Origin of the sequence: Corynebacterium camporealensis, from assembly GCF_000980815.1 — a bacterium.
Taxonomy (GTDB): domain Bacteria; phylum Actinomycetota; class Actinomycetes; order Mycobacteriales; family Mycobacteriaceae; genus Corynebacterium; species Corynebacterium camporealense.
Genome location: NZ_CP011311.1, coordinates 1,869,100 through 1,883,837, shown reverse-complemented (window position 1 = coordinate 1,883,837; position 14,738 = coordinate 1,869,100). Strand labels below are relative to the sequence as shown.

Genomic DNA, 14,738 nt, shown 5'->3' with positions numbered 1-14,738 from the left:
TTAGCGACTCGCCCAGGGCGGAAGCCATCGAACGGTGCCGTTGCGTCTTTCGAAGCGACCATTCTTGGGCGGAGCATTCGAATCGTCGTCGTTGAATCCGTTGTGGAAGCGACAGGCCATCGTCAGGTTATTCATGTTGGTCATGCCGCCCTGTTTCCAGGCTTCCATGTGGTGGACTTGGCATTCATCGGCAGGCGCGCGGCATTTATAGCCCGGACAAACCGGATTTTCGGCTTTGGCCATCAGCCGCTGTTTCTCGTTGGCCAGCCGACGAGTGCGATAAAGGTTTACTGGACCTTCATAAGGGTGCACCAGGGTCACCAGACCGTGTTCACTCAACAGGCGGGCGACCAAGTCGGCGCCACTAATCGTTGCACCATTGGTCATGCGCAGCTGGATTTCCTCGCCATCGCCGTCGATGATCTTGTCCAACTCATCCAAGTTGATGATGACGTTGGTCGTCGTCACCGTCGAACCGGCTTGGCCTTGAAGGACCCGGCGTGCGGCATTCAGATTCGGAATCGCCGCATAAAGAATCGCCGCATAAAGATCAGCCGTGAGGGCAGAAGAACCTGTAATTGACAGCGTCCACGGCTGATCCTTACGGCGTTTAATCTTCACGCCCTCTTCAATCTTTGGCGGCTTGCGCAGCGCACGCAGACGCTTGCGCGCCATCTTTTCCAGCACGCTCACATCCGCCTTGGTCCGGCACAGCTGCAAACGCAGCAACCAACCCTCGCGCTGGTTGGGCGCACGCCGGGCAAACCTATCGATGACCTCCAAAGCCGGCAACGAATGCCCATTGCGACGCGCAGCCGACACAGCATCGCGCTGCATCGCCGAGAATGCGCACTTGCCATAAAAGGATTCACACAACTGCAGCAGCGAGTAGGCCACGGCGTCTGGCGCCCCGGCCTCGTGCAGCTGCGTGCCAGTAAGGCCCTGGGCATCAGCAACGATGTCGATGCCCGGGCCAAGACTGGCCAAGTAATCCTTTAGGAAGGTCATGGGTGCAGATTAAGGGGGCATCGTCAAGCAATGCTAGAGATAATTTTTCAGCCTGTGGATAACTTGTCCACCCTGCCCCAAGGCCAACTTTTGCCACAATAATTTCCACAGGATGGCCTCAAGTCGAAGTTGACCCTTGACAAATGAAAAAAGCTAGCCACCGAAGTGACTAGCTAGTGGAGGGAATGACGGGAATCGAACCCGCGTCTTCAGCTTGGAAGGCTGAGGTATTAGCCACTATACGACATTCCCACAGCTCAAAAAGAGCGTGGCAACAACTCTAGCGCAGGCTAAGAAAAATGGAAAACCGCAAGGTGGGAACTTACGCAGACGCGTTATCGTTGAAGGTAGTAAAGGTCACGCTATGTGAAAGTGAAGGATCTCGTGGAATTTCTGTTGATACTGGCCATTGCAGGCGGCGGCGTCTGGTGGCTGTCTTCGCGCAATTCGAAGAAGAGGGAAGAGGAGCGTGCGGCGCAAGAGCTTGCCGATGCCCAAGCCGACGCCCGCCGCTGGATCGAGCGCCTGGGTGGCCAGGTGATGCAGATTAGTGGCATCGATACCGCATCCCAGCAGGCGATGGCCGATGCATCGGAGCGATTTACCGCGGCTAATTCCGCCATTGCGCAGGCACAGACCACGAAGCAGGCCAAGCTGGCGCGCGAATCCGCGCTGGAAGGCATGCATTACGTTAACGCTGCGCGCGAGATTATGGGCATGAACCCAGGCCCGGACCTGCCGCCGCTGGAAGGCCAGCGCCAGGCCGGCAAGGTGACCGAAAAGCGCACCGTGGAAGCCAACGGTGAGCAGCTCACGGCCTCGCCTTATGCCTCGGATGAAACGCCGAATTACTACCCGGGTGGCACCGTGGCTGGCCGTCCGGTTCCGGCCGGTTGGTACTCCCGTCCGTGGTGGGCCGACGCCCTGACCACCGGTGTGTGGATGATGGGTTATTCCATGATGTTTAACGCCATGTTCGCCGGTATGGCCGGCGTGAATTACTCTGCCGCTGCAGCCGAGTCCGGCGAGTGGGACGGCGGCGGCGATGCTGCAGGCGATGCTGGCGACGCCGGTGACATGGGCGATGCCGGTGACGCCGGAGACATGGGCGGCGGCGATATGGGAGGCGGCGATGATGGCGGCTTCTTTGGCGGCGACGGCCTCTTCGGTGGCGATGATGGCGGCGGCATGTTTGACTTCGGCTTCGATTTCTAGCCGTCTGGCCTGCGGGAACGCAATAAACCAGGGCTAAGTTGTTCCCTGGTTTAGCCACCCGCTATAGTGGTCGAGTACGCAATACAGCTGACTACAGTTGTAGTGGCCTACATACGGGGCGTGGCGCAGCTTGGTAGCGCACCTGCTTTGGGAGCAGGGGGTCGCAGGTTCAAATCCTGTCGCCCCGACGTATGGGGGTCTGGGATAGCCCATTACAATGGAATCCCAGACCCCCCAATTTTGTTTGTAACTGAGATTTAACTACAGGAGAGTTACTCGTGAAGACCACCGTAGACAAGCTGAGCGATACCCGAGTCAAGCTCACTGTTAACGTTCCTTTCTCTGAGCTGGACAAGGAAATCGACCAGGCCTACGCGGCGATTGCGCAGCAGGTCTCCATCCCTGGTTTCCGTAAGGGCAAGGCACCGCGCCAGCTTATCGATGCTCGCTTTGGCCGCGGCCCGATCCTGGAGCAGGTCGTCAACGACATGCTGCCTTCTCGCTACGAGCAGGCCGTTGTAGAAAACGAGCTGAAGGTTATCGGCCAGCCGGACGTAGATATCTCGAAGATTGAAGACAACGACTTCGTCGAGTTCACCGCTGAGGTCGACGTACGCCCGGAGATTGAGGTTCCGGACTTCTCCAAGATTTCCGTCAAGGTTGACTCCGTAGAGGCCACCGACGAAGACGTCGATAAGGCTCTGGAAGACCTGGCTGAGCGCTTCGGTGAGCTCAAGGACACCAAGCGCAAGATGAAGACCGGCGATTACGCCATTATCGACATCACCGCTGAGGTTGATGGCAAGAAGCTCGAGGACATCTCCACGGAGGGCCTGTCCTACCGCATCGGCGACGATGACCTCATCAAGGGCCTGGACACCGCTCTGCGCGGCATGAAGACCGACGAGGACAACGAGTTCACCACCAAGATCCAGTCCGGTGAGCACAAGGACGAAGAGGCCACCGTGAAGGTCCACGTCCAGCAGTCCAAGGAGCGCAAGCTCCCGGAGATGGACGACGAGTTCGCTCAGATGGCTTCCGAGTTCGACACCATGGACGAGCTGCGCGAGTCCACCAAGTCCCGCGTTGAGGAGACCAAGAAGGCTGAGCACGCCGCCTCCATCCGCGATGAGGTCCTGAAGGCAGCGCTTGCCGATGTTGACTTCGAACTGCCGAAGTCCGTCGTCGACGAGCAGGTTCACGCACAGCTGCACCAGATCCTGGGCCAGCTGGCTCACGACGAAAAGATGCTGGCTCAGCTGCTGGAGGCCCAGGGCACCAGCCGCGAAGAGTTCGACCAGCAGACCCGCGAGCAGGCTGAAGAGTCCGTGCGCACCCAGCTGTTCCTGGACGCTGTTGCCGATGTCGAGGAGCCAGAGGTGACCCAGGAAGAGGTTTCCGAGCACATCCTCTACACCGCACAGTCCTACGGCATGGACCCGAACCAGTTCATCCAGCAGATCCAGTCCAATGGCCAGATCGCTAACCTGTTCTCCGACGTCCGCCGTGGCAAGGCCCTGGCTGCCGCTATCTGCCGCGCTGAGGTCAAGGACGAAGACGGCAACGACGTCGACGTCGAGCAGTACTTCGGCGAGGTCGACGAGGAGAACTCCTCCGCTGACGCTGAGTAAGTTTCCGGCTTCTCCGTAAACTTACGAAAGCCATATCGAAGCCAAACCCTAGCCCCGGCGTGATGGAACGCTGGGGCTTTGGTGTGCTTGTGGGCATCGCAAAGCAGGTGCAACGCTGAGAGCGAACAAACCCCACGGTGCTGGCAACATTCAGTAGTGTGGTGGCATTAGTTAAACAACCGTTTTCAAGGAGACTTGTTGATGTCTGACAAGATTCAGATGACGTCGCCCGCTGCGGGCATGAACCTCGGAGATAGCGTCTACGAGCGCCTGCTGCGCGAGCGCATCATTTTCCTGGGTACGCAGGTCGACGACGAGATCGCGAATAAGCTCTGCGCCCAGATTCTGCTGCTGTCCGCTGAGGACCCAACGCGCGATATCTCGCTGTACATTAACTCCCCGGGCGGCTCCGTGACCGCGGGCATGGCAATTTACGACACCATGAAGTACTCGCCGTGCGACATCGCCACCTACGGCATGGGCCTGGCTGCCTCCATGGGCCAGTTCCTGCTGTCTGGTGGTACCAAGGGCAAGCGTTTCGCCCTGCCGCACGCACGCATCATGATGCACCAGCCTTCTGCAGGTGTCGGCGGTACTGCTGCGGACATCGCCATCCAGGCCGAGCAGTTCGCACAGACCAAGCGCGAGATGGCCGAGCTGATTGCTGAGCACACCGGCCAGACCTTCGAGCAGATCACCAAGGATTCCGACCGCGACCGCTGGTTCACCGCCCAGCAGGCCAAGGAGTACGGCCTGGTCGACCACGTGATTGAAACTGTCAACGGCCCGATCACTAACTAGGAAGGTTGAATACTATGTCTAAAGCCGCAATGCCTACCTCCCGCTACGTGCTGCCTTCCTTTATCGAGCAGTCCGCACAGGGAACCAAGGAAACCAATCCTTATTCCAAGCTTTTCGAAGAGCGCATCATCTTCCTGGGTACCCAGGTCGACGACACCTCCGCCAACGACATCATGGCGCAGCTGCTCGTGCTCGAGGGCCAGGATCCGGATCGTGACATCACGATGTACATCAATTCCCCGGGTGGTTCCTTTACCGCGCTGATGGCTATCTACGACACCATGCGCTACGTTCGCCCGGACGTCCAGACCGTCTGCCTGGGCCAGGCTGCTTCCGCCGCCGCTGTCCTGCTGGCTGCCGGCGCCCCGGGCAAGCGTGCCGCCCTGCCGAACTCGCGCGTGCTGATTCACCAGCCTGCCACCCAGGGCACCCAGGGCCAGGTTTCCGACCTGGAAATCCAGGCCGCCGAAATCGAGCGCATGCGCACCCTGATGGAAAACACCCTGGCCGAGCACACCGGCCGCACCCCGGAGCAGGTCCGCATCGACACCGACCGTGACAAGATCCTCACCGCCGAGGAAGCTGTCGAGTACGGCATCATCGATACCGTCTTCGAGTACCGGAAACTCAACGGGTAACCGTTCAGTTTCCGTAACCTCATTCGAGGTAGCTAATCGGAACCCTGGCCGCTGGTCAGGGTTTCTTTTTACCCTTTTTAAGGGTTATCAATTTGTGGCTAATAAGTTTTGGTGGTGAACTGCTTATATGTCAGTTCACAATACAGAGACTTCGCGGCCAGGAGCACAACCGGCCGCAGCCGAAGAAAAGACGTTCTTCGGCCACCCGTGGGGACTTGCCAACCTCTTCGGCGTGGAGATGTGGGAGCGCTTCAGCTTCTATGGCATGCAGGCAATTGTCCTGCTCTACATGTACTATTCCGTCACCGATGGTGGCCTGGGCATGGACAGGGCAGCGGCCACTTCGGTGGTTGGTGCTTATGGCGGTCTGGTCTACATGGCCTGCCTGTTGGCCTCCCTGGTCGCTGACCGCGCCCTCGGTGCAGAGCGCACCCTGTTTTACTCCGCCATTATGGTTATGCTTGGCCACATTGCGCTGGCCATCATTCCGGCAGTGACCGGCCTGGCCATTGGTTTGGCGCTCATTGCATTAGGTTCCGGTGGTGTAAAGACCACCGCCCAAGTGGTGCTGGGCTCGCTGTATAGCCGCGATGACCCGCGCCGCGATGGTGGTTTCTCCATCTTCTACATGGGCGTGAACCTCGGTGCGCTCTTTGGCCCGGCGATTACGACCCTGCTGTGGGGCTGGAAGGGCTTCCACTGGGGCTTCGGCATTGCCGCCATCGGTATGTTCTTAGGTCTCGTGCAGTACACCGCGATGCGCAAGACCACCATCAAGGACGCCGGCCACGAGGTTCCGAACCCGGCCTCCCGTGGTCAGATTCTCGGTGCCCTGATTATCCTGCTGGTGATTGTCGCTGGTCTGGTGTTTGCGATTGCCAACGACATCATCAAGGTGGACTGGCTGTCCAACATCGTCACCGTCGTGGCTTTCGTCGCCGCAGTGGTGCTGTGGAGCCAGATGTATTTCTCCAACCTGGTGACCAAGGAAGAAAAAGGTCGCCTGCTCGGTTTCATTCCGATGTTTATCTCCGGTGTGCTCTTCTTCGGTATCTTCCAGCAGCAGTTCACCGTGCTGACCATCTACTCGGACGTGCGCCTGGATCGCGAGATCTTCGGTTGGGAAATCCCGCCGTCAATGATTCAGAGCATCAACCCGGTCTTCATCGTGATCTTCTCGGCTATCTTTGCTGCGATGTGGACGAAGCTGGGCGACCGTCAGTGGTCGACCCCGGTGAAGTTCGGTGTTGCCAACATCATCATTGGTGTCTCGCTCTTTGGCTTCCTGCCGTTTGCCGGCACGGGTGCAAACTCCACGCCGATGATTGCCATCGTGCTGATTCTGTTCCTGTTCACCATGGGCGAGCTGCTGCTGTCGCCAGTGGGTAACTCCCTGGCGACCAAGGTCGCACCAGTGGCCTTCCCGTCGCGCATGATGGCCGTGTGGATGATGGCCGTATCGATGGGTACTTCGCTAGCTGGTTCGCTGGCTAGTTTCTACAACCCAGAAGACGCAGGAGAGGAAAACACTTTCTTTATCTCGCTGGGTGTGGGCTCGATTGTCCTGGGCATCGTTATGCTGCTGCTCTCGCGCTGGGTGGTGCGCAAGTTCGCTACCTTCCGTTAAACGGTGTGCCTGTGACCGATGGCCCGCGTCGCTGTAAGGCGAGGCGGGCCATCGCCACGCGGGAACAAATATGGGTCGTGTCGGGTTGATTTACTAAGGTGGAACTAGTCCCAGCCCGCCGGATCTGGCGGGCTTATTACTCCCGAGTGAAAGACCCGAATGGCACGTATGCAAGAAAGCGCTGATCTTCTGAAGTGTTCCTTCTGTGGCAAGAGCCAGAAGCAGGTGAAAAAGCTCATCGCTGGTGGCGGTGTGTACATCTGCGATGAGTGCATCGAGCTGTGCAACGAAATCATCGAAGAGGAGCTCGGTAACTCCCAAGACAACGCCGAGCAGGAATCCGAGGTACGCCTGCCGCGTCCTTCGGAAATCTCGGCTTTACTGGATAACTACGTCATTGGCCAAGACAAGGCCAAGCGCGTGCTCGCAGTGGCGGTCTACAATCACTACAAGCGCATGAAGGTAGAAGAGTCCGGGAAGCGTAAGAAGGATGACGATGTAGAAATCGCTAAGTCCAACATCCTGATGCTGGGCCCGACGGGCTCGGGTAAGACCTACCTGGCCCAGACACTGGCCCGCATGCTAGATGTGCCTTTCGCCATCGCTGACGCGACCAGCCTGACGGAGGCCGGCTACGTCGGCGAGGACGTCGAGAACATTCTGCTGAAGCTGCTGCAGGCCTCTGACTTTGATGTGGAGCGCGCGCAGCGCGGCATCATTTATGTCGATGAGGTCGACAAGATTTCGCGGAAGTCGGAAAACCCGTCGATTACTCGCGACGTCTCCGGCGAGGGCGTGCAGCAGGCCCTGCTGAAGATTCTGGAAGGCACTGTCGCTGCCATTCCGCCGCAGGGTGGCCGCAAGCACCCGAACCAGGAGTTCATCCAGCTAGATACCTCTAACATCCTGTTCATCGTGGCAGGTGCGTTTGCGGGTCTGGACAAGGTGATTGCTGAGCGCGTCGGCAAGAAGGGCGTAGGCTTCGGCGCGAAGCTGGAAACCGAAGACGACCGCAACCAGGTCGACCTCTTCTCCCAGGTACGCCCGGAGGACCTGGTGAAGTTCGGTCTGATTCCAGAATTCATTGGCCGTCTGCCAGTCGTGGCAACCGTGGATAACCTCGACCGCGATTCGCTGGTCAAGGTGCTTACCGAGCCGCGCAACTCCCTGGTCAAGCAGTACCAGCGCCTGTTTGAAATGGATAACGCGGGCCTGGAATTCGATACCGAGGCCCTGGAAGCCATTGCGGACCTGGCACTAGAGCGCCAGACCGGTGCGCGTGGCCTGCGCGCGATCATGGAGGAACTGCTCGTTCCAATCATGTACGACCTGCCAGACCGCGAGGACATCTCCTCGGTCCACATCACCGCAGACACGGTCAATGGCGGCGAGCCGGAGTTCGTCTACGCCGACGAAGTTAAAGAATCGGCCTAGATGTCGTAGATGTCCTGGGGGGAGGCGGCATCGCCTTCCTCCGTATTAAAGCGGTCAGAAGTCAGATAAGACTTGTGGCCGGAATCGGGGATATTCGCCGTCAGGAAAGCCAGGACGGTGTCGACGATAAGGCGGTGGATGCCGGTGGTGTTGGCATCGTTAAGCATGTCCACGCCCAACAGGTTTTCCATCATCGCCTGGTTGTTGAGGCGATAGGAAGTCAACGAAGAAATCAGCATGAAGATGTCGTTGGCGGAAATACCGGGGCGGAAAGCACCAGAATCCTGACCGTGCATGAGCAAGCGGTCTAGGTGCAAAGACAGCGCCGAGACATCGACGACAGCCTGGTGCGAAGAACCCAGCACGCGCTGGCTGGTTTCCATACTCATCATCCGCAGCGCGGTGGGGTGGTTGATGTGCTGCTGGAAAATCCAGTCGACTAACTGGCGCACGCCTTCCACCGGAACGGCGGAATCCAACTCGAGGTTTTCGACCTCCGGGTTCAGCTGTGAGGCAGCCCGGGCCAGAGCCTGCTGGTAGAGGCCCTTCTTGTCGCCAAAGTGGTAGTGAATCATGCGCTTGGACATGCCGGATTCACGGGAGATGGCCTCTAGCTTGGTATCGGAATAGCCGTCGCGAGAAAAGTGCTCGATAGCGATATCGATAACCTGGTCGATGGCATCTTGGCTCATGCTGAGGCGATCCTTTTCTCGTAGCGGGCTGAGGTTTTCGCAGTAAACAAACCTTTATTTATTCCTCCTATCCATGATGCCCAAAAACTGCCGTCTTCAACCGGTTTAGGGCAGATTGCCCGCCTAACGGGGGTAATTTTTGTATCAATTTCCGCGCCCGTCCCTCCGAATGAGGGGAGCGCAGGCAAGCGAGAAGGGGGGAATGAGGACTAGCCTGTGGAAGTGGATCCACTTTTTCTTTTGAGGAGGCCCGACATGGCACAACCCATCAAAGTCACCGTCACCGGCGCTGCCGGCAATATCGCTTATTCACTGCTGTGGCGCATCGCTGCAGGAGATGTTTTCGGACCGGAGACCCCGGTAGAACTTCAGCTGTTGGAGATTCCGGATGCGGTCGAGGCCGCTCAGGGCGTGGCGATGGAGTTGGAGGACTCCGCGCTGCCGCTGCTGCGCGAAATCACCATCACTGATGACCCGGCGAAGGGCTTTGCCAGCACCCAGGCTGCCTTCCTGGTCGGTTCCAAGCCGCGCACCAAGGGCATGGAGCGCTCCGATCTGCTCGAGGCCAACGGCGCTATCTTCACTGAGCAGGGCAAGGCGCTTAACGATGTCGCCGCCCGCAACGTCCGTGTCCTCGTCGTCGGCAACCCAGCGAACACCAACGCCCTGATTGCGGCGAACAATGCGCCGGATCTGAAGCCGAGCCAGTTCAACGCCCTGATGCGTCTTGACCACAACCGCACGCTGAGCCAGCTGGCTAAGCACACCGGTAAGCAGACTGATGAGTTCACCAAGGTTGCGGTGTGGGGTAACCACTCAGCAAGCCAGTTCCCGGACTTGAGCTTTACCAACGTTGACTTCGATGAGAAGTGGTACACCGAAGAAATGATTCCGCGCGTGGCTAAGCGCGGTGCGGAGATCATTCAGGTCCGCGGTAGCTCCTCGGCGGCATCGGCAGCCTCGGCGGCTGTGGACCACATGCGCGATTGGTTCAACGGCACCGAGGATTGGCGTACCGCTGCCGTGCCTTCCGATGGCTCCTACGGCGTCGACGAAGGCCTCATCTGCGGCTTCCCGACGGTTGCTCGCAACGGCGAGTGGGAAATCGTCCAGGGCCTGGAGCTTAATGACTTCCAGCGCGAGCGCATCGAGGCCTCCGTGCAGGAGCTACGCGAAGAGCGCGAGGCGGTTAAGCACCTGCTGCGTTAAATCTCGACGCCATCGATAAGTCGAACCGGTCCGACGTGTGCTGCCACTAAGGCAAGCGCGGGCCGGTTTTCGGTGTCTTGAAGTGTTGCCGGGTCCACGGTGACCAAGTAGTCGACGGTGACGCCCGGCTGGGCAGCGAGGTACTCGCGCGCCTCGGCAGCAGAAGAAAACTCGCCGTCGCGGAGCTTGAACAGCGTGCGGGAGAGCGCCGTGGCGTGCTCGCGGTCGGTAGCACTCAGGCGTTGGTTGCGGGAGGATTCCGCGACACCATCGGCTGCGCGCACGATGGGCAGGGCGACGATTTCGACCGGCAGGTTCAAATCCGCCACGCAGCGGCGCAGGATGGCGACCTGTTGGGCGTCCTTGGCGCCAAAGTAGGCGCGGTCGGGCTGGACCAAGTTAAACAGCTTGGTCACCACAGTCGCGACGCCATCGAAGTGGCCGGGGCGGCTCGCGCCTTCAAGCACGGTGCCCATCTCGCCGGTGCGCACCCAAATCTCCGATACGCCGCCGGGATACATTTCTTCGACCGAGGGAGCGAAGACGGCATCGGCGCCGTGCGCTTCCAGCAGTTCGCAGTCGGCATCGAGCTGACGCGGGTAGTTGCGGTAGTCGTCGCAATCGCCCAAGTTGGTGAACTGCAGGGGATTGGTAAATACCGAAACAACCAAGGTGTCGTTGTCTTTGCGTGCGGCATCGACGAGTGAGGCATGCCCGTTGTGGAGCGCACCCATCGTGGGCACAAATCCCACCGAGCCAGAAGTCTCGGCACGAAACGAACGAAGCTCGGCGATCGTCTTTATAACCTGCATGGGCTAGTCCTCGAAGCTTTCTTCGGCGCTGGGGAACTCGCGGGAGGATACATCCTCGACGTAGTCGCGGGCGGCGGCGGTGATGGTCTCAGCGAGGTTGGCGTAGCGGCGCACAAAGCGCGGGGAGCGACCGGTGCCCAGGCCGAGTGCGTCGGTCCAGACGAGGATTTGGCCATCGCACTGGTTGCCCGCACCAATGCCGATGATGGGCATCTCGGTCTCGGCGGTGACGTGCGCGGCGACGTCGGCAGGCACCATCTCGATGACGCAGGCGAAGGCTCCTGCTTGCTGGAGGGCGAGGGCATCGTCAAGCAGGCGTTGGGCTTTCTCGCCGCGGCCTTGGACGACGAAGCCACCCAGCCCGTGGACAGATTGCGGGGTAAAGCCGATGTGGCCGCAGACGGGGATGCCGGCATCGACAAGCTTTTGCACGGTGGGGGCCATTTCCGCGCCACCTTCGACCTTGACGGCCTGCACGCCGGTTTCTTTCATCACGCGCACCGCAGTCGCCAGGGCTTGTTCCGGGGACGCCTCATAGGAACCAAAGGGCAGGTCCATGACCACGAAGGCGCGATTCGTAGCGTCCACGACGGCGCGGGCGAGCGGAATCATTTCGTCGACAGTCAGCGACAGGGTCGTCTCGCGGCCGAGCACGACGTTGGCTAAGGAATCGCCGACGAGCAACAGGTCGACCCCGGCGTCATCGAAAAGCGCTGCGGTCATGCAGTCGTAGCTGGTCAGGCAAGAAAAAGGAGTGTTGTCGGCCGCGGCGCGCGCGAAGTAACGGGTCCGCAGGCGCGCCGGGGTGGAAGTGGGTTGAGCAGACATGGGAATTAGATTAGCCAGTGTGTTCTATCGTTGTTGATGCATTTCACGAATGGGGGTAAAAGCGCAGTTGACGGACAAGGTAGAATCATCCGGGTGACTGAGCGAAATAGTGAGCAATACGATAAGCAACTGGTAGGCACTAACCGCGCTGATGCGCTGCCGAAGTCCTGGGAACCGCAAACGGTGGAAAAGGACATCTACGAAGGATGGGTGGAAGCTGGCCTCTTCACCCCGGATGCTGCCAGTGACGCCCCGGCTTTTTCGATTGTGCTGCCGCCGCCGAACGTGACGGGCCAACTGCACATGGGCCACGCGCTGGACCATACGCTCATTGACAACATCATTCGCCGCAAGCGCATGCAAGGCTATGCCACCCTGTGGCTGCCGGGTGCGGACCACGCTGGTATTGCGACCCAGACCAAGGTCGAGGCGCGCCTGCAGGAGACTGAGGGCAAGAAGCGCTGGGATTATGAGCGCGAGGAGTTCATCGACAAGGTCTGGGAGTGGAAGGACGAGTACGGCGGCACCATCCAGAACCAGATGCGTGCCATCGGTGACTCTGTTGACTGGTCCCGCGAGCGCTTCACGCTTGACGATGGCCTGTCGCGCGCCGTGCAGACCATCTTTAAGCAGCTTTACGATGCCGGCCTCATCTACCGCGCCAACCGCCTGGTCAACTGGTCCCCGGTGCTGGAGACTGCTGTCTCGGACATCGAGGTTGTCTACAAGGACGTTGAAGGCGAGCTGGTTTCTATTCGCTATGGCTCGCTCAATGATGATGAGCCGCACCTGATTGTGGCTACCACTCGTGTCGAGACCATGCTGGGCGACGTCGCCATTGCTGTGCACCCGGACGATGAGCGCTACCAGGACCTGGTGGGCAAGGAATTCCCGCACCCGCTGCGCGATGACCTGACGCTGAAGGTGATTGCCGATGACTACGTCGACCCGGAGTTCGGTACCGGCGCGGTGAAGATCACCCCGGCACACGACCCGAACGACTACGCCATGGGCACCCGCCATGACCTGGATATGCCGACCGTGATGGACAAGACGGGTCACATCGCGAATACCGGTACTGAGTTCGATGGCCTGACCCGCGAGGATGCCCGCGTTAAGGTGCGCGAGGCACTGGCGGAGCAGGGTCGTATCGTCAAGGAAATCCGCCCTTACGTGCACTCCGTGGGTCACTCGGAGCGTTCCGGCGAGCCGATTGAGCCGCGCCTGTCGCTGCAGTGGTTCGTCGATGTAAAGAAGATGGCCGAGATGTCTGGCGATGCCGTGCGCAAGGGCGATACCACCATCCACCCGACTTCCCTGGAGCCGCGCTACTTCGACTGGGTCGATGACATGCACGACTGGTGCATCTCGCGTCAGCTGTGGTGGGGCCACCGTATTCCGATCTGGTACGGCCCGAACGACGAAGTTGTGTGCCTGGGCCCGGATGACACCCCGCCGGAAGGGGAGGGCTGGACCCAGGACCCGGACGTGCTGGATACCTGGTTTAGCTCCGCACTGTGGCCATTTTCCACCCTGGGCTGGCCGGAAAAGACTCCGGACCTGGAGAAGTTCTACCCAACCAACGTGCTGGTCACCGCCTACGACATCCTGTTTTTCTGGGTCGCCCGCATGATGATGTTTGGTACCTTTGCCGGTACCCAGACCCCAGAACTGCTCGGCAAGGGCCCGGAAGGCCGTCCGCAGATTCCTTTCCACGACCTCTACCTGCACGGCCTGGTTCGCGACGAGCAGGGCCGCAAGATGTCGAAGTCCCTGGGCAACGGCATCGACCCAATGGATTGGGTCCGCGACTACGGTGCCGACGCACTGCGCTTTACCCTGGCTCGCGGCGCCAACCCGGGTGTGGACCTGCCACTGGGCAGCGATGCTGCGGCAGCGTCCCGTAACTTCGCCACCAAGCTCTTTAACGCCACTAAGTTCGCGCTCATGAACGGTGCCGGTGTGGCGGAGCTGCCGAACCGCGATGAGCTTACCGACGCCGACCGCTGGATCCTCGACCGCGCCGAAGAAGTCCGCGTCCAGGTGGATAAGTACCTGGATGATTACCAGTTCGCTAAGGCCAACGAGCTGCTCTACCACTTCGCCTGGGATGAGCTGTGTGACTGGTACGTCGAGATTGCCAAGACTCAGATCCCACGCGAGGGCGAGTCCGCACAGGGTCGCAACACCCAGATCGTGCTGGGCCGCGTCCTGGACGTCGTGCTGCGCCTGCTGCACCCGACCATGCCTTTCGTCACCGAGGTTCTGTGGAAGGCCCTGACCGGTGGTGAGACCATCGTCGTTGCACCGTGGCCGACCGCTGCGGATACCAACGGTGGTGCTACCACCGACGAGGTCGCCGCACGTCGCATCTCCGATGCCGACAAGCTCATTACCGAGCTGCGCCGCTTCCGCGCCGACCAGGGTGTCAAGCCTTCCCAGAAGGTCCCAGGTCGCCTGGACTTCGCCGCTGTCGACCTGGCCGACCAGGAAGAACTGGTCCGCAACCTGGCCAATACCACCGAGCCGGAAGAAGGCTTCAACGCTTCTGCCGCACTCGAGGTCCGTCTGAGCCAGGGCACCGTCACCATCGAGCTGGATACCTCCGGCGCTGTCGACGTCGCTGCCGAGCGCAAGCGCCTAGAAAAGGACCTGGCCAAGGCCAACAAGGAACTCGAGCAGACCGGCAAGAAGCTGAACAACGAGAACTTCTTGTCCAAGGCCCCAGAGCAGGTCGTGGAGAAGATCCGCACCCGCCAGCAGGTCGCACAAGAAGAAGTCGAGCGCATTAGCGCACGTTTGGAGGCACTGCAGTAGTGGCAGAAAATCGCAGCAACAGCGAA

General features: G+C 59.9%; 12 protein-coding genes and 2 tRNA genes. 9 read left to right on the top strand and 5 right to left on the bottom strand.

Going from position 1 to position 14,738, the window contains the following annotated elements; translation table 11 throughout:
• Nucleotides 1–1,008, bottom strand: a complete 1,008-nt coding sequence (locus tag UL81_RS08795; protein WP_035105863.1) for an HNH endonuclease signature motif containing protein — start codon at nt 1,006–1,008, stop codon at nt 1–3.
• A gap of 177 nt (nt 1,009–1,185) precedes the next feature.
• Nucleotides 1,186–1,260 (bottom strand) — tRNA-Gly (locus UL81_RS08790).
• A gap of 132 nt (nt 1,261–1,392) precedes the next feature.
• Here UL81_RS08790 and UL81_RS08785 point away from each other — a divergent pair.
• The 7 genes from UL81_RS08785 (at nt 1,393) to clpX (ending at nt 8,354) form a co-directional block, all read left to right on the top strand.
• A complete protein-coding gene (locus UL81_RS08785) occupies nt 1,393–2,223 on the top strand; it encodes a hypothetical protein (RefSeq protein ID WP_046453699.1) in 831 nt (276 codons plus the stop codon).
• A gap of 114 nt (nt 2,224–2,337) precedes the next feature.
• Nucleotides 2,338–2,411, top strand: a tRNA-Pro gene (locus UL81_RS08780).
• Nucleotides 2,412–2,501: 90 nt separating this feature from the next.
• The gene (tig, locus tag UL81_RS08775; RefSeq protein ID WP_046453495.1) at nt 2,502–3,854 is read left to right on the top strand and encodes a trigger factor; all 1,353 of its coding nucleotides are present in this window, start codon (nt 2,502–2,504) and stop codon (nt 3,852–3,854) included.
• Nucleotides 3,855–4,055: 201 nt separating this feature from the next.
• On the top strand, nt 4,056–4,655 hold the full coding sequence (locus UL81_RS08770) for an ATP-dependent Clp protease proteolytic subunit (protein ID WP_035105865.1): 600 nt from the start codon (nt 4,056–4,058) through the stop codon (nt 4,653–4,655).
• 14 nt (nt 4,656–4,669) lie between these two features.
• Nucleotides 4,670–5,293, top strand: coding sequence for an ATP-dependent Clp protease proteolytic subunit (locus UL81_RS08765; protein WP_035105866.1), 624 nt, complete (start codon nt 4,670–4,672; stop codon nt 5,291–5,293).
• 127 nt (nt 5,294–5,420) lie between these two features.
• Nucleotides 5,421–6,920, top strand: coding sequence for a peptide MFS transporter (locus UL81_RS08760; protein WP_046453494.1), 1,500 nt, complete (start codon nt 5,421–5,423; stop codon nt 6,918–6,920).
• Between the two features lie 159 nt (nt 6,921–7,079).
• On the top strand, nt 7,080–8,354 hold the full coding sequence (gene clpX / locus UL81_RS08755; RefSeq protein ID WP_035105867.1) for an ATP-dependent Clp protease ATP-binding subunit ClpX: 1,275 nt from the start codon (nt 7,080–7,082) through the stop codon (nt 8,352–8,354).
• On the opposite strand, the gene UL81_RS08750 is transcribed toward clpX, so the two are convergent.
• Nucleotides 8,351–9,046, bottom strand: a complete 696-nt coding sequence (locus UL81_RS08750; protein ID WP_035105868.1) for a TetR/AcrR family transcriptional regulator — start codon at nt 9,044–9,046, stop codon at nt 8,351–8,353. The genes clpX and UL81_RS08750 overlap by 4 nt on opposite strands.
• Before the next feature lie 255 nt (nt 9,047–9,301).
• Here UL81_RS08750 and UL81_RS08745 point away from each other — a divergent pair, with 255 nt between their 5' ends.
• Nucleotides 9,302–10,255, top strand: a complete 954-nt coding sequence (locus UL81_RS08745; protein ID WP_035105869.1) for a malate dehydrogenase — start codon at nt 9,302–9,304, stop codon at nt 10,253–10,255.
• On the opposite strand, the gene panC is transcribed toward UL81_RS08745, so the two are convergent.
• A complete protein-coding gene (panC, locus tag UL81_RS08740) occupies nt 10,252–11,067 on the bottom strand; it encodes a pantoate--beta-alanine ligase (protein ID WP_035105870.1) in 816 nt (271 codons plus the stop codon). The genes UL81_RS08745 and panC overlap by 4 nt on opposite strands.
• A 3-nt stretch (nt 11,068–11,070) precedes the next feature.
• Nucleotides 11,071–11,895: a 3-methyl-2-oxobutanoate hydroxymethyltransferase gene (panB, locus tag UL81_RS08735; RefSeq protein ID WP_035105871.1), complete on the bottom strand. Its 825-nt coding sequence runs from the start codon at nt 11,893–11,895 to the stop codon at nt 11,071–11,073.
• A 93-nt stretch (nt 11,896–11,988) separates the two neighbouring features.
• On the opposite strand from panB, the gene UL81_RS08730 reads away from it, so the two are divergent.
• A complete protein-coding gene (locus tag UL81_RS08730) occupies nt 11,989–14,712 on the top strand; it encodes a valine--tRNA ligase (protein WP_035105872.1) in 2,724 nt (907 codons plus the stop codon).
• Nucleotides 14,713–14,738 lie beyond the last annotated feature (26 nt).

Excerpts from the sequence above, each read along its gene's own strand:
- clpX (WP_035105867.1), top strand. The coding sequence starts at position 7,080 with ATGGCACGTATGCAAGAAAGCGCTGATCTTCTGAAGTGTTCCTTCTGT.
- panC (WP_035105870.1), bottom strand. The coding sequence starts at position 11,067 with ATGCAGGTTATAAAGACGATCGCCGAGCTTCGTTCGTTTCGTGCCGAG.
- panB (WP_035105871.1), bottom strand. The coding sequence starts at position 11,895 with ATGTCTGCTCAACCCACTTCCACCCCGGCGCGCCTGCGGACCCGTTAC.
- UL81_RS08750 (WP_035105868.1), bottom strand. The coding sequence starts at position 9,046 with ATGAGCCAAGATGCCATCGACCAGGTTATCGATATCGCTATCGAGCAC.
- UL81_RS08770 (WP_035105865.1), top strand. The coding sequence starts at position 4,056 with ATGTCTGACAAGATTCAGATGACGTCGCCCGCTGCGGGCATGAACCTC.
- UL81_RS08765 (WP_035105866.1), top strand. The coding sequence starts at position 4,670 with ATGTCTAAAGCCGCAATGCCTACCTCCCGCTACGTGCTGCCTTCCTTT.
- UL81_RS08760 (WP_046453494.1), top strand. The coding sequence starts at position 5,421 with ATGTCAGTTCACAATACAGAGACTTCGCGGCCAGGAGCACAACCGGCC.
- UL81_RS08745 (WP_035105869.1), top strand. The coding sequence starts at position 9,302 with ATGGCACAACCCATCAAAGTCACCGTCACCGGCGCTGCCGGCAATATC.
- UL81_RS08795 (WP_035105863.1), bottom strand. The coding sequence starts at position 1,008 with ATGACCTTCCTAAAGGATTACTTGGCCAGTCTTGGCCCGGGCATCGAC.